Genomic DNA, 12396 nt, shown 5'->3' with positions numbered 1-12396 from the left:
TGGATCACGACAGGGCGACGGCGGTCTCCGGTTCCGTCGCCTGCCCTGCCTTTTCCCGCGCCTTCATCGCCTTCAGCATAACCGAGGCGCGCCAGAATCCCAGCCCGGCCCCATCGACGAAATGCACGTGACGGTCTGCCGTCACGTCGCCGACCAGACAGGTGACGGTGGTCGCATCGGCCCGCGCGGTGCCGTAGCGGATCGAGCCGGCCTGCGCCGCCTGGGCCAGAAGCGCCTCGATGGCATTGGCCTCCCCCTCCGTCACGTCCAGCACCAGCCGCGGCCCGCCGGCCGATTTGCGGAAATCGGTGCGCTCCGCCATGTGGCGGCGGTAGCGCTGCGGATCGAAGTTGCCGAGCGACAGGCCCAGCCTCAGCAGCACGACCAGCAGTCCCGACCCGGCCAGCGCCTTGCCCACCCGGCGGACGCGCGTGCCCAAACCTCCCCCTTCCCGGCCACCGCGCGCCTCCATCAGCAGGGAGCGCCAGTCCGGCGGCCAGCGCGCCTCCAGCCGTTCCCCCAATCCCAGCGGGGCGGCGCCGGCGGTGGGCACGATGGCCTCGATGGCGCGCTGGACACGGGCAAGCTCCAGCAGCCCCGCGGCCCCCGGATCGACCGCATCGACGATCACACACAGCACGGTTCCGCGCCGCGGCGGCACCGGGTTCCAGCGGCAGGAGACCGACTCCAGCCCGGGCAACGGCCCCTGCTGCGGCTGCAGGCGCCAGCGCGCATCCTCCTTTACCCAGGCATCGGCCGCCACCACCCCGGCGCCGAGGAACAGGCCGAAGCTGTTGCCGTTGCCGACATCGTGCAGCGCCGCCATCACCTCCAGCCCCTGGTCGAGCAGAGCCTGCACCGGCACCAGACCGACGCGCAGCGGCACGTCCATCACCTCCGCCGACCAGTGGGCGAGCGCGGATAGTGCCGCCCGCGCCCCGTCCCCCCGCCCCGGCGGCACCGCGGCGATGGCGCCGTCGCCGCCGAACTGGCAGGCGGCAGGCTCCTGCCCGATGCGCACCGCGTCGGACAGCACCGCGACCACCCCGGCGGCGACGAAATTGACGTCGCGATGGCGTCCCTGCGTGGCCAGCAGCGTGCTGCCGGTGACGTCGGCCACCGCCAGCGACCAGCCGCCGTCGAGCGCGGCATAGCGCCGGGGATCCGACGCCTCCGCGGCGAAATCGCGGATCACCGGCAACAGAGGCATGGCGGTTCCCCCAACGGACAGCAACGGGCGGGCGGCAACGGGACAAGGTCGAAGCCTAGCATGATCGCAGCCGAAGCGGCAGGGAGGAGGAACCCCGAAAGTCACGGCCCCGTCAGCGGGGCCGGCAGTGCCAATGCGCGGTCCGGACACGGAAATTACCGGACCGAAACGAATGCTTACGCCATTAACCGTTGTTAAACGATGTGCCCCCAAAACTGTCTGAATATGTCGGTATAGTTTCAGGGTTTCGGAACAAGAGGACGTCGCTCTTCATGTCTTGGCTGTCGAAATTCTCTGGAGGCAACAAGGAGCCGGGCGGCGCGAAGTCCGCGGCCGAGCCGCGCAAGGAGCGCCCCTCCACCCCGCCGAAGATCGTCATCGACCATCACGAATATGTGCCGGAGGAGTTCGTTATCGGCTCCTTCCGCATCCGCCCCTATGACGGCGACCTGATCGCCAGGCAGAAGTTCGATTTCCGGCTGCAGTTCGATCTTGGCGGCGATCCGGTGGACGTTTCCTGCATGGGCATGGTGGTGAAGATGACGGCGGAAGCCGGCCTCGTCGCCCGCTACCAGTCGCCGCAGCCCTTCTACGAACGCAAGCTGGTCGAATACATGAAGGCCCTGAAGGGCCTTTAAGCATCCATTGCCGCCCGAAGATGGTGGTTTCGGCGCTCCGCCGGCACTATATCTATGGGCATGCCGATCCGTCTGCTCCCAGAAACACTGGTCAACCGCATCGCCGCCGGCGAGGTGGTCGAACGTCCCGCCGCCGCCGTGAAGGAACTGGTGGAGAATGCCATCGACGCCGGTGCCACCCGCATCGACGTGGTGGCGCGCGACGGCGGCAAGTCGCTGATCGCCGTCACCGACGACGGCTGCGGCATGGCGCCGGACGAGCTTGTGCTGGCGGTCGAACGCCATGCCACCTCCAAGCTGCCGGGCGACGACCTGCTCGACATCCGCTCTCTCGGCTTCCGCGGGGAAGCGCTGCCATCCATCGGCGCCGTCAGCTGCCTGACCATCACCAGCCGCGCCCGCGACGCCGACAGCGCCTGGAGCCTGACGGTCGATGCCGGCGCCAAGGGCCAGCCGCAGCCGGCGGCGCTGGCCCAGGGTACGCGGATCGAAGTGCGCGACCTGTTCGCCGCCGTGCCCGCCCGGCTGAAATTCCTGAAAGCCTCGCGCACCGAATACGACCATATCGCCGATTGCCTGGAACGGCTGGCGATGGCCCATCCCGGCGTCGCCTTCACGCTCAGCGACGGCGGGCGCGGCGGCCTGCGGCTGAGTGCGGCGCAGGGCGACCTGCTGGATGCCCGGCTGACCCGGCTGGGTGCCTTGATGGGCCGCGATTTCCAAGAGAATGCCGTCCCGGTGACGGCGGTGCGCGAAGGGGTGTCGCTGGCCGGCTGGATCGGCCTGCCGACCCTGCACCGCCCGACCGCCAAGCACCAGCACCTGTTCGTCAACGGCCGACCGGTGCGCGACAAGCTGATGGTGGGTGCGGTGCGCGCCGCCTATGCCGATTTCCTGCCGCGCGACCGCCACCCGATGCTGGCGCTGTTCCTCGACATCGACCCGCAGGAGGTCGACGTGAACGTCCATCCGGCCAAGGCCGAGGTGCGCTTCCGCGACCAGGGTCTGGTGCGCGGCCTGATCGTCGGCTCGCTGAAACACGCGCTGGCCGAGGCCGGCCACCGCGCCTCCACCACCGTCGGCCTCGCCACGCTAGGCGCCCTGCGGCCGGAACCTGCCGGCGACACCGACAGCGGCTTCACACCCTCGCCCCTCCCCTACGGCCGCTCCGGCGGCGGGTCGGGCAGTGGTTGGGGCGGCTCCTACACGCCGGCCGCCGTGCCGCGCGGTCTGGCAGAGCGCTCCGCCGCCTTCCAGGCGCCGACCCAGACGGGGCTGCCGCCGCTGCAAGGCCGCCTCAGCGGCTTCGGCAACGGCTTCGCCCCGGCGGCCCGCCCGCCGGAATACCGCGCCCCCGACCCGGCCGCCCACAAGCCGGAGCCGCCGCCCGACAGCCACCCGCTGGGTGCCGCGCGGGCGCAGGTCCACACCACCTACATCGTGGCGCAGACCCGCGAGGGCATCGTCATCGTCGACCAGCACGCCGCCCATGAACGGCTGGTCTACGAGCGGATGAAGACCGCCCTGCTGGAAGGCGGCGTGAAGCGTCAGGCCCTGCTGATCCCCGAACTGATCGAGCTGGACGAACCGTCCGCCAACCGCCTGCTGGCCCGTAGCGCCGAACTGGCAGAACTCGGTCTGGTGATCGAGGGCTTTGGCCACGGCTGCGTCATGGTGCGCGAGGTGCCCGCCCTGCTCGGCCAGTCGGATGTGAAGAACCTGATTCGCGACCTTGCCGAGGAACTGTCCGAACTGGGCGACGCCCTGTCCTTAAAGGAGCGGCTGGAGGAGGTCTGCGCGACGATGGCCTGCCACGGCTCCGTCCGCGCCGGCCGCAGCTTGAGCGTCGACGAGATGAACGCCCTGCTGCGCCAGATGGAAGCGACCCCGCACAGCGGCCAGTGCAACCACGGACGGCCGACTTACGTGGAGCTGAAGCTGGCGGATATTGAGCGGCTGTTTGGGAGGAGGTAGACCGGCAGTTCCGCTGCCGGTCCTGGTTGCCGGGCCTCACCCCTTCAGGATCATCGCGATCATGATGGCGGCAAAGCTGACGATGGCGACCGAGCCGACGATGATGCTGGCGAGCATCTGCGCCGAGACGTAGGAGCCGGCGACAGTCCCGGCGATCCGCGCCATCCCGTCGCGGCCACCCTTCGCATTCGCACCAGGGTGTCCGCAGGATGGGCAGGACGGAGCTTCGGTGGAGATCGTGTGGCCGCAGGCGGCGCAGGGGATCAGAGCCATTCCGTTCCTTCCCATGTCTTGTCTTGCCGGGCTTGATCTGCCCTTGCCGAAGACATGGGAGGGATAATGGAAGATTGCAGCCCCCTGCGCCGGACAACCTACCGGAGAGATACCCCGGCCGCGCTCAGTACCCCACCGTGAAGCGCTTGCGCTCGTGCTTCGGCGTCTCGATCTCGTCGACCAGCGCCACGGCGAAGTCCTCGTAGGAAATCCAGCTACGGCCGGTCTCGTCCGCCAGCAGCGAGTCGGAGCCAATGCGGAATTTGCCCGTCCGCTCGCCCAGCACGAACTCGGCCGACGGCGACAGGAAGGTCCAGTTAAGGGTCGGCTCGGCCTTCAGGCGGTCGAGGAACTCGGCGCCCTTGGTGGCCTCGGCCTTGTAGATCTCGGGGAATTCCGGCAGGTCGAGAACCCGCACGCCCGGTGCCACCTCCAGGCTGCCGGCGCCGCCGACCACCAGATAGCGCGGCACGCCGGCACGCTTCGCCGCACCGATCAGCGTCTCGGCATCGCTCATCAGGAACATGACGGCGCTGACCACCGCGTCATGGCCGGCCAGCAGCGGAGCCAGCGTCTCGCCGTCGTTGGCGTCGCCGGCCTTCACCGTCAGGCCGGGGGCGGCAGCCACCTTGGCCGGGTCGCGGACGATGGCGGTGACGCTGTGGCCGCGGCGGAGCAGTTCAGCCTGGATGCGGCTGCCGGCGCGGCCGGCGGCACCGATGATGGCGACGTTCATGGCAGGTGTCCTTTGACTAGGTTTCCAATGGTGACTTGATGCCGCTTTGGAAATCTGGTGTAAAGAAGGCACCTTTTCGTGACATGGTCACCCGTGCGTAACCGCCGGGGACCTCGCTTGGGAATTTACGCGGATGGACAGGACCCTGCTGGGGCTTGGCGGCAAGCGGCCGTCGGAGTTGGATCAACTGCCGGACGCCTATGCCTCAGCCTGTCCGACCCGGCAGGCGCTGGATCGGATCGCCGACAAATGGACGGTGCTGATCCTGGGGTTGCTGGAAAGCGGACCGATGCGCTTCAATCAGCTGCGCCGCGAGATCGAGGGCATCTCGCAGAAAATGCTGTCGCAGACCCTCAAAAGCCTGGAGCGCGACGGGCTGGTCAGCCGCAGGGCCTTCGCCACCGTGCCGGTCACCGTCGAATATTCCATCACGCCGCTGGGTGCCACGCTGGCCGAAACGCTGGTACCGCTGCGGATGTGGGCCGAGACCCACATCGCGCAAATGCTGGAGGCCCGCGCCGCCTATGACCGGACGGAAGACGGCGCGCCGGTCCGGCTGGACGTCGCCTAAACGTCCTCGCCGGGCTTCCCGTCCGCTTCCGTCCGCCGCAGCAGATAGTCCAGCCCGCCGACCCGGAACCAGCGATAGCCGTAGGCCTCCATCACCAGATGGTGGCGGCCTTTGGCATCGGGTTCGCTGTGGTCTTCCGACAGCAGGTTGACCAGCCGGCAGCCCTCGCCATGACCGTCCACGTCCAGGACGATCTCACGAGGCTTGTCCGACAGGTTGTGCAGGACGACCACCCCGTTGTTCCGCCAGTCGTAGCGCAGGGCCAGCACCTCCGGCCGGCCGGTCTTCAGGATCCGGAAGTCGCCCCAGCCGATTTCCGGACACTCCTTGCGCATGCGGATGATGCGCTCGGTCCAGTTCAGCAGCGATTGCGGGTCGCGGCGCTGGATGGCCGCGTTGATCCGCTCGTAGCCGAAGACGCCGCCGCTGATCACCGGGATTTCCGGCGCGTCGGACTTGGTGAAGCCGCCATGCGGTTCGTCCGACCACTGCATCGGCGTGCGGGCGCAATTCCGTTCGGGCAGCGACAGGTCGTCGCCCATGCCGATCTCGTCGCCATAGCGGATGACCGGCGTCCCCGGCAGGGTGAACATCAGGCTGTAGGCCAGCTCGATCCGCCGCCGGTCGGCGTTCAGCATCGGCGCCAGCCGCCGGCGGATGCCGCGGTCATAAAGCTGCATCGACTTGTCCGGCCCGAAGGCGGCAAACACCGCCTGCCGCTGCTCTTCGGTCAGCCGGCCCAGATCCAGCTCGTCATGGTTGCGCAGGAAGGTGCCCCATTGGGCGGTCGCCGGCCGCGGCTTCGTCACCTCCAGCGCCTTGGCGAGCGGTCCGGTGTCGGCGGTCGCCAGCGCGTAGAACAGGTGCTGGTTGACCTGGAAATTGAACATCATGTGGCAGCGGTCGCCGTCGGTGCCGAAATAGTGCAGGTCGTCTTCCGGCAGGATGTTCGCCTCCGCCAGCAGCATGGCGTCGCCGCGCCGCCACTGCACGAATTCCCGGAAGCTGCGCAGCATGCCGAACTGCTCCTTCGGCTTGGTGACCTCCGCCCCCTTCTCCGCGATGATGAAGGGCACGGCGTCCATGCGGAAGCCGGCAACACCCAGCTGAATCCAGAAGCCCATGATCTTCAGCAGCTCGGCGTGCACCTCCGGATGGGCGGTGTTCAGGTCGGGTTGGAATTTATAGAAGCGGTGGAAATACCAGGCCTTGGCTTCGCGGTCGTAGGTCCAGGTCGATTTCTGGACGCCGGGAAAGACCATACCCTGGTCGGCATTCTCCGGCTTCTTGTCGGACCAGACATACCAGTCGCGATACTTGCTGTCGGGATCGCTGCGGGCGGCCTTGAACCAGGGATGCTCGTCGGAAGTGTGGTTGATCACCAGATCGATGATCACCCGGATGCCGCGCTGTTCGCAGGCATGGGTGAATTCGACGAAATCGCCCAGCGTGCCGTAGCGCGGATCGACGGTGTAATAGTCGGCGACGTCGTAGCCGTCGTCCTTCATCGGCGAGGTCTGGAACGGCCCCAGCCACAGGCAGGTCACCCCCAGCCCGTGCAGATAGTCCAGCCGGCGCAGAAGCCCCTGGAAATCGCCGACGCCGTCGCCGTTGGCGTCCATGAAGGTCGACAGCGACAGATTGTAGATCACCGCATTCTTGTACCAGAGGTCCCGGATCATGGCCGCTCCATCGTGATGCCGATAAATGTGTTCACGCTGCCCGGCCCGATGCGGGGAGGACAGGCGGGGAACAGCGGCAAGGCCACTTTGGTTGCGGGGCAAACCGCTCTTCGGCGGTAGAGGCGTCTGCGGCAAAGTTGCAGGTCAGGCATCCGGCATCTGGCATGCAAAACTTTTTGCGGTGGCATGCCAGTTTGCTTATGTTGCAGCACAGCATGACTGGACCGTCACCGTGGGCACCCGCTGCCCGTGGGGGATGCCGTTCGGCCTTATGCACTGTTATTCCGGTCGCCTTTGTTCCTGTCCCCTTTGTTCCTGTCGACGCCCCTCCCCTCCCGATAAGGACGTTACCGCGATGATCGAGACCCAGGCCCTTCTGTTCCTCGCCCTGACCGGCATGATCGGCCACGCCGTCTACATGGCCAGCGGCCGCGGCGGCTTCACCGTGATCGAACCGGAGAAGGACGAGACGGAAGAGGAGCCGGGCATCCTGTTCTCCTCCGACCGCTTCCAGCAGGCGGCCCAAGCCGAAAACAATTCCGAAGGCAAGCCCGGCAAGGCGAAGGACCGTCCCTTCTGGATCGAATGAACGATGCGGACCGGGGCGCTCTCGCGCATCCCGGCCCGCATCCGTCAGTCAGTCTTCCGAGCGAAGCCCCCCGACCGTCTCTCTAACCGCTTCCCTTACCCGTTGGCGGTGCCGGCAGCGGCCCCGACCGGGACGGCGCGGGTTGCATCGCCATGTTCGGCGCGGCGTGCCAACTCCTCGTTCCGGGCATGGTGCCGGGCCAGCATCGGCTTCAGGACCAGCAGCGCACAGGCCGCGGCGGTCAGATCCATGGTGGCGGTGACGTACAGCACGGTCGCCCAGGTTCCGGTGGCTTCCATCAGCAGGTTGCCCAGCGGCACCAGCAGGGCGGCGACACCCTTGGCGCAGTACAGGACGCCGTAGATCTTGCCGGCATGCTTGGTGCCGAAGGTGTCGGCCGAGGTGGCGCTGAACAGGCTGTACACTTCGCCCCAGGCCAGGAAGACCATGCCGCTGAGGATCAGGAACATCATCGGGTCGTGGCCGAAGCGGCTCAGCATGATGATGCCGACGCCCTCCAGGGTGAAGGCGACGAACATGGTCGCCTCACGGCCGATGTGGTCGGAGATGAAGCCGAACAGCGGACGCGAGATGCCGTTCATCACGCGGTCCAGCATCAGGGCGAAGGGCAGAGCCGCCATGGTCAGGCCGAAGACGCTGACCGGTGCTTCCTTCACGCCCAGATCGTGGGCGATGACGCCCAGCTGGGCCACGGCCATCAGGCCGCCGGTGACGGTGCCGATGAACATCGCCCACATGACCCAGAACACCGGGGTGCGGACGGCTTCGCCGAGCGTGTAGTCGCGGCGGGTCTGCGCGACCTTGGTGGAGGCCTTGACCTGCTCCTTCTGCGGCATGCGCAGGAAAAGCGCGGCGCAGATGATGATGGCGCCCTGCACCAGGCCGAACCAGAAGAAGGCCGACTGATAGCCGCTGCTGTGGATCATCGCCGAGATCGGCAGGATGGTCAGGGCCGAACCGGCGCCGTAGCCGCCCGCCGTCAGGCCGACCGCCAGACCGCGCTTTTCCGGGAACCACTTCAGCGCGTTGTTGACGCAGGTGGCGTAGACGCAGCCGACGCCGATGCCGCCGATGGCCGAACCGACATACAGCATGGTGAGCGTGCCGGCATAGCTGTCGATGATCCAGGACAGGCCGGTGAAGAAGCCGCCGGCGGCGACGATCACCTTGGGGCCGTACTTGTCGATGAAGTAACCCTCGATCGGCGTCAGCCAAGTCTGCACGACGACGAAGATGGTGAAGGCGGTCTGGATCGATGCGCGCGTCCAGCCATGGGTCGCCTGGATTTCCGGGACGAACAGCGTCCAGGCATACTGGATGTTGGCCGCCGCCACCATGCAGACGATACCGACGACGATCTGCGTCCAGCGGACCGCATCGGTCACCGGCGCCGCGGATTCCGCCGCCGGTTGTGAATTCATATGAGCCATCGTGCCTCCCTTAAACTTGCCTGAGCCGGCGGCACGGCCCCTCTCCCGGGGACCGGCACGCCAATCACGATTGCGGAATGACCCGGACGGACCGCTCTTGCTGACGGTTCCTTTCCGGAACTCGGCGCGGATGCCGACAATCGCTCGGAGTTCGATTGTCCCGATTTAGGAATGCCAGATATGTAATCTGGTATGCCAAAACCGGGGACAAAAAAACACCGACGGACGGATCGACGCCGTAGGCATACAGTCTGATCAAGTAAAACTTACCTTACACACCACATCCGGCGAGCGGTCCACACCGGTTCTATTATCGGTTCACCCGATCGGTCGCGTGTTCTGTAAAAAGAAGCCGTGCCGGTACCTGCACGGCCCCCTCAAACGAGGGTGTGCAGTCTTAGGAGATAGATAGATGCCGCCGTTTCCATAGAGGAACCGCATCGGCGACACATAATGTTTTGCTCGGATTGTTTTGGAACTCAACAATCCGTTTCGTCTTTCCGCATGATGGAAAAACACGGGCGCCAGCCTTGGAACGCCAGGGATGCGTCCCCATCGGCGGGTGGGCGGGGTCGGCAAAAAATGGAACTCGGGGGGATCTAAGGGACTGACCCGCAACGCCAAGGGCAGGGCATGCGGGAACCGTCCATGCGGTCAGGCCGGGTGGCGGACCGTCAGGAAGGCGACGCGGGTGTCGCCATAGTGGCGCTCGTCGAGCGCCGAAAAACCGTCGGGAAGAGGCAGCGGGTCGCGGTCGGCGACCTCAACCACGGCGAGCGCGCCGTCGGCCAGCCAGCCGGCGCGCAGCAGACCCTCCAGCGCACGGGGCGCCAGCCCCTGGCCATAGGGCGGGTCGAGGAAGGCCAGCATGCAGGCACGGGGGGCCGGCGGCGGCTTGGCCGCATCGGCACGCAGAATCTGGGCGTTCGCCGTTTCGCGCAGAGCCTCGACATTGGCGCGCACGGCGTCGAGCGCCGGCCGGCCCATGTCGAGAAAGCCGCACCAGGAGGCACCGCGCGACAGGGCTTCCAGCCCCAAAGCACCGGTGCCGCAAAAGGCGTCGACGACCGCGGCGCCCTCGAACTCGGGCGCCCAGTCGGTGTGGGCCAGGATGTTGAAAATGGCTTGCCGGGTGCGGTCGGTGGTGGGGCGGGTATCGCGCCCGCCCGGTGCCACCAGACTGCGGCCGCGGTGCTTACCGCCGACGATCCGCACGCGGGCGCTCCGTCCGTCCGCCAGCCCCGCCGCCAGGACGGTCGCCGGACCTCTCGCCACCGGCCTTCGGCCCGCCCCGCGGCGCCGGACCGGCACCCTTCGGGCCAGCCCCCTTCGGACCGGTCGGCTTGGAGCCGCCCGGCTTGAAGCCGGGAGCCTTGCCGTCCCGCGGCCGGTCGTCGCGGGGCCGGTCGTCGCGAGCCCTGTCATCGCGTGAACGTGCGCCCTCGGACCGCGGGGCGTCGGACCGGGCGCCCTCCGGCTTGCCGGAACGGCCCGGCTTCGCCGAGCCACCGCCGAGCGACAGGGTGCCGCGGGTGGCCCCGCCGCGCCGCGCCGGCTTGGTCTCTTCGGTGCGGGCGGCTTCGGCCTCGTGCCGCTTGGTGGCGGACCGCGGCGCGCGCTTCGGCGCCGCCTTGGCATCGGCGTTCGCCGCCCCGCCTTTCGAGGGTGCGGCCTTCGGACCGGACTTCCCCGCCGCTTCGGCACGGGCCTTGGCGCGCTGCTTGGTGCCGGACTCGGTCGACTCCGCCCCTTCTGGCGTGCCGAAGAAGGGAGCGATCTGTTCGCGGACGACGCGCTTCGGCACCTCCTCGACGGCGCCCTCCTCCAGCTTGCCGAGCTGGAACGGACCATAGGCGACGCGGATCAGCCGGTTGACCTGGAGCCCCAGCGACTCCATCACCTTGCGGATCTCGCGGTTCTTGCCTTCCTTCAGGCTGACGGTCAGCCAGGCGTTGCGGCCCTGGATGCGGTCGAGCGCGGCCTCGATCGGGCCGTACTTCACGCCTTCGATGGTCGGCCCCTTCTCCAGCGCCGCCAGTTGCCTCTCGTCCACCTCGCCGAAGACGCGCACGCGGTAGCGGCGGGTCCAACCGGTGGCCGGCAGTTCCAGGAAGCGGGCCAGTTCGCCGTCGTTGGTCAGCAGCAGCAGTCCCTCGGTCGTCAGATCGAGACGGCCGATGGAGACCACGCGCGGAAGGTCGGGCGGCAGGCGGTCGAAGACGGTCTCGCGCCCCTTCTCGTCACGGGCGGTGGTGACCAGCCCCGACGGCTTGTGATAGCGCCACAGGCGGGCCGGCTCCGGCTCGGGAATGACCTTGCCGTCGACCTGCACGATGTCGCCGGGGCGCACCACGCAGGCCGGGCTGTCGAGCACGCGGCTGTTGACCGCGACGCGGCCCTCGGTGATCCAGCGTTCGGCGTCGCGGCGCGAGCATAGGCCGGCGCGCGCCAGTCGCTTGGCGATGCGTTCACCGCCATCATTGGCGGAATCGGATTTCTTGACAGTATCGGAGCGGTCCATGGCCGGACCATAGGGCCTGGACGCGCCGCCCGCAACACTGGTCCAGCGCCCCGGCACCGGAATCCGGTTGACGGGCTCGGCGGGCGGTTGGCACCCTGCCCGGCCATGCCCTCTCCCTCCTATATGGACCTCGCCTTCGCCGCTGCCGAGGCCGCCGCCGCGCGCGGCGAGGTGCCGGTCGGCGCCGTCGTCATCGATCCCGCAACGGGTGCCGTGCTCGCCGCCGCCGGCAACCGGACGGAGGAGCTGTGCGACCCGTCCGCCCATGCCGAACTGCTGGCGATCCGCGCCGCCTGTGCCGGGCGCGGCCAGCCCCGCCTGCCCGGCTGCGACCTGTACGTGACGCTGGAGCCCTGCGCGCTGTGCGCCGCGGCGATCAGCTTCGCCCGCATCCGGCGGGTCTATTACGGCGCCTACGATCCCAAGGGTGGCGCAGTCGACCACGGGCCGCGCTTCTTCACCCAACCGACCTGCCACCACGCGCCGGACGTCTACAGCGGAATCGGCGAGACCCGAGCCGGGAAACTGCTACGGGACTTCTTCAGGGAGCGCCGGTGAGCCGCCACCAACGGTTTGGCTCTCGGTGCGCGCATTATTGTTATCGACGCATCGGAACAGAATTTCTCAATAGCAAACGCATGCAAACACATTCACCCCACAGAAAATCTGGACGAAATTCCTCAGATCGCAGCAACCGTCGCATATAATAGGTGTAAACAAGATATGGTCTGTTAAGTGTTTGTTTAACGAA

12 protein-coding genes are annotated in these 12396 nt (G+C 67.6%); 5 read left to right on the top strand and 7 right to left on the bottom strand.

Annotated elements, in window-relative coordinates:
* Nucleotides 1-4 precede the first annotated feature (4 nt).
* Nucleotides 5-1210 (bottom strand): DUF3095 family protein, encoded by a 1206-nt coding sequence (locus ABNQ38_RS27915; RefSeq protein WP_377809049.1) that lies wholly within the window; start codon nucleotides 1208-1210, stop codon nucleotides 5-7.
* A gap of 272 nt (nucleotides 1211-1482) precedes the next feature.
* On the opposite strand from ABNQ38_RS27915, the gene ABNQ38_RS27910 reads away from it, so the two are divergent.
* Nucleotides 1483-1848: a hypothetical protein gene (locus ABNQ38_RS27910; protein WP_377809048.1), complete on the top strand. Its 366-nt coding sequence runs from the start codon at nucleotides 1483-1485 to the stop codon at nucleotides 1846-1848.
* A gap of 60 nt (nucleotides 1849-1908) precedes the next feature.
* Entirely contained in the window at nucleotides 1909-3822 is a 1914-nt protein-coding gene (mutL, locus tag ABNQ38_RS27905) for a DNA mismatch repair endonuclease MutL (protein ID WP_377810130.1), read from the top strand.
* A gap of 36 nt (nucleotides 3823-3858) precedes the next feature.
* Here the strand turns inward: mutL and ABNQ38_RS27900 are convergent, their stop codons facing one another.
* Nucleotides 3859-4095, bottom strand: a complete 237-nt coding sequence (locus ABNQ38_RS27900; RefSeq protein WP_377809047.1) for a hypothetical protein — start codon at nucleotides 4093-4095, stop codon at nucleotides 3859-3861.
* Nucleotides 4096-4219: 124 nt separating this feature from the next.
* Complete coding sequence (locus ABNQ38_RS27895; protein ID WP_109052168.1) at nucleotides 4220-4831, bottom strand: NAD(P)-dependent oxidoreductase; 612 nt, start codon at nucleotides 4829-4831, stop codon at nucleotides 4220-4222.
* 133 nt (nucleotides 4832-4964) lie between these two features.
* Between ABNQ38_RS27895 and ABNQ38_RS27890 the strand changes: the two genes are divergently transcribed.
* Complete coding sequence (locus ABNQ38_RS27890) at nucleotides 4965-5402, top strand: winged helix-turn-helix transcriptional regulator (protein ID WP_377809046.1); 438 nt, start codon at nucleotides 4965-4967, stop codon at nucleotides 5400-5402.
* On the opposite strand, the gene ABNQ38_RS27885 is transcribed toward ABNQ38_RS27890, so the two are convergent.
* Nucleotides 5399-7084, bottom strand: a complete 1686-nt coding sequence (locus tag ABNQ38_RS27885; protein WP_377809045.1) for an alpha-amylase family protein — start codon at nucleotides 7082-7084, stop codon at nucleotides 5399-5401. The two genes, ABNQ38_RS27890 and ABNQ38_RS27885, sit on opposite strands and share 4 nt — an antisense overlap.
* Nucleotides 7085-7439: 355 nt before the next feature.
* On the opposite strand from ABNQ38_RS27885, the gene ABNQ38_RS27880 reads away from it, so the two are divergent.
* Entirely contained in the window at nucleotides 7440-7673 is a 234-nt protein-coding gene (locus ABNQ38_RS27880; RefSeq protein WP_174470271.1) for a hypothetical protein, read from the top strand.
* A 95-nt stretch (nucleotides 7674-7768) separates the two neighbouring features.
* On the opposite strand, the gene oxlT is transcribed toward ABNQ38_RS27880, so the two are convergent.
* The 3 genes from oxlT to ABNQ38_RS27865 all read right to left on the bottom strand — a co-directional run bounded on the left by oxlT (nucleotide 7769) and on the right by ABNQ38_RS27865 (nucleotide 11645).
* A complete protein-coding gene (gene oxlT / locus ABNQ38_RS27875) occupies nucleotides 7769-9115 on the bottom strand; it encodes an oxalate/formate MFS antiporter (RefSeq protein WP_377809044.1) in 1347 nt (448 codons plus the stop codon).
* Between the two features lie 663 nt (nucleotides 9116-9778).
* Nucleotides 9779-10339, bottom strand: coding sequence for a 16S rRNA (guanine(966)-N(2))-methyltransferase RsmD (gene rsmD / locus ABNQ38_RS27870; protein ID WP_377809043.1), 561 nt, complete (start codon nucleotides 10337-10339; stop codon nucleotides 9779-9781).
* Nucleotides 10320-11645 carry a pseudouridine synthase gene (locus ABNQ38_RS27865; RefSeq protein ID WP_377809042.1) on the bottom strand — a complete coding sequence of 442 codons (1326 nt, stop codon included), beginning with the start codon at nucleotides 11643-11645 and terminating at the stop codon, nucleotides 10320-10322. The genes rsmD and ABNQ38_RS27865 overlap by 20 nt, the downstream gene beginning before the upstream one ends.
* A 105-nt stretch (nucleotides 11646-11750) precedes the next feature.
* Here ABNQ38_RS27865 and ABNQ38_RS27860 point away from each other — a divergent pair, with 105 nt between their 5' ends.
* Nucleotides 11751-12203: a nucleoside deaminase gene (locus ABNQ38_RS27860; RefSeq protein ID WP_377809041.1), complete on the top strand. Its 453-nt coding sequence runs from the start codon at nucleotides 11751-11753 to the stop codon at nucleotides 12201-12203.
* The last annotated feature ends 193 nt before the right edge of the window (nucleotides 12204-12396 follow it).

Origin of the sequence: Azospirillum sp. A29 (assembly GCF_042604625.1) — a bacterium.
Taxonomy (GTDB): domain Bacteria; phylum Pseudomonadota; class Alphaproteobacteria; order Azospirillales; family Azospirillaceae; genus Azospirillum; species Azospirillum palustre.
This window is presented reverse-complemented; position numbering and strand designations above follow the sequence as displayed.

Bases quoted from the DNA above. Each gene is read 5' to 3' on its own strand.
- ABNQ38_RS27900 (WP_377809047.1), bottom strand. From the start codon at position 4,095: ATGGCTCTGATCCCCTGCGCCGCCTGCGGCCACACGATCTCCACCGAA.
- ABNQ38_RS27865 (WP_377809042.1), bottom strand. From the start codon at position 11,645: ATGGACCGCTCCGATACTGTCAAGAAATCCGATTCCGCCAATGATGGC.
- ABNQ38_RS27885 (WP_377809045.1), bottom strand. From the start codon at position 7,084: ATGATCCGGGACCTCTGGTACAAGAATGCGGTGATCTACAATCTGTCG.
- oxlT (WP_377809044.1), bottom strand. From the start codon at position 9,115: ATGAATTCACAACCGGCGGCGGAATCCGCGGCGCCGGTGACCGATGCG.
- ABNQ38_RS27860 (WP_377809041.1), top strand. From the start codon at position 11,751: ATGCCCTCTCCCTCCTATATGGACCTCGCCTTCGCCGCTGCCGAGGCC.
- ABNQ38_RS27890 (WP_377809046.1), top strand. From the start codon at position 4,965: ATGGACAGGACCCTGCTGGGGCTTGGCGGCAAGCGGCCGTCGGAGTTG.
- ABNQ38_RS27910 (WP_377809048.1), top strand. From the start codon at position 1,483: ATGTCTTGGCTGTCGAAATTCTCTGGAGGCAACAAGGAGCCGGGCGGC.
- mutL (WP_377810130.1), top strand. From the start codon at position 1,909: ATGCCGATCCGTCTGCTCCCAGAAACACTGGTCAACCGCATCGCCGCC.
- ABNQ38_RS27915 (WP_377809049.1), bottom strand. From the start codon at position 1,210: ATGCCTCTGTTGCCGGTGATCCGCGATTTCGCCGCGGAGGCGTCGGAT.
- ABNQ38_RS27880 (WP_174470271.1), top strand. From the start codon at position 7,440: ATGATCGAGACCCAGGCCCTTCTGTTCCTCGCCCTGACCGGCATGATC.
- ABNQ38_RS27895 (WP_109052168.1), bottom strand. From the start codon at position 4,831: ATGAACGTCGCCATCATCGGTGCCGCCGGCCGCGCCGGCAGCCGCATC.